Source organism: Pseudomonas sp. MF08875 (genome assembly GCF_059862525.1).
The window spans coordinates 1-791 of sequence record NZ_JCBCUW010000138.1 but is presented as its reverse complement, the minus strand read 5'-3'; the positions used below and the strand labels follow the sequence as shown (position 1 = coordinate 791).

At 48.0% G+C, this 791-nt stretch carries 1 protein-coding gene; it reads left to right on the top strand.

Annotation, left to right across the window (positions count from 1 at the left end; genetic code table 11):
• Positions 1 to 112 precede the first annotated feature (112 nt).
• On the top strand, positions 113 to 709 hold the full coding sequence (locus AC19YT_RS28330; RefSeq protein WP_500611396.1) for a nitroreductase family protein: 597 nt from the start codon (positions 113 to 115) through the stop codon (positions 707 to 709).
• Positions 710 to 791: the final 82 nt, after the last annotated feature.

The window sequence follows — 791 nt, the reverse complement described above, 5'->3', positions numbered from 1 at the left end:
AGTCAGCTGCCGGTAATGCGTAGTCATCTGCGCTTGAATCCTTCGGTGTGAGAGCCTGGATTCTACCGGTGGCTGGCTCTCTGCCTCTCGTTTCAAGCGTTGCGCTTATTCTATGAATTCAGGCCTTAAATACCTGGACCCCAAGGTACATATCGAAACCCTGGAGTTTCACGCCAAAGGTAACTATACCCTCCACGATGCTTTCAAGAACACCACCTGCCTACATACTTTGGATGATGCCCAGCTCTCCACCTTAACTGGCAACGAACTTCGTTTTTACCCGGACATGGATTTGTCCATTGTAATAGAGGAACCCTCTGATTTCGGCGATGAACTGGGACGTAACGAGTCTTGCGAGTCGTTCACCCATGACCCTATCGACTTCTCCACTATTAAAAATCTTGTAAAGCCTCTGCTATCAAAAAATAGTGACAGCCACAAACGAGGCTACCCCAGTGGAGGTGCTCTTTACCCTATAGAAATATTTATCTGCTCACTAATGCGCAGCACTAACAACTGGCCGTTTCCAGATAGGTTTTTACACCTACTGCCTCACTCGGGAAAATTTGAAGTCATGCAAAAAAAACTGACATCCGAAGAGATAGAACAGGCCATTCTCTGTACTCCTGCAAACATAGGCACTCCAAGCGTCGCGATCATTTATACGGGGCGGTTGCAGGAGCTGAGTGCAACACGGTTATTGAATTGAAGCGGGCGCATCGTGCCGCATAGTCATGGCGTTCTGCATCACCTCGCCCATCATTTCGATCGGACATTTGAAATCGAAGCGT

Excerpts from the sequence above, each read along its gene's own strand:
- AC19YT_RS28330 (WP_500611396.1), top strand. The coding sequence starts at position 113 with ATGAATTCAGGCCTTAAATACCTGGACCCCAAGGTACATATCGAAACC.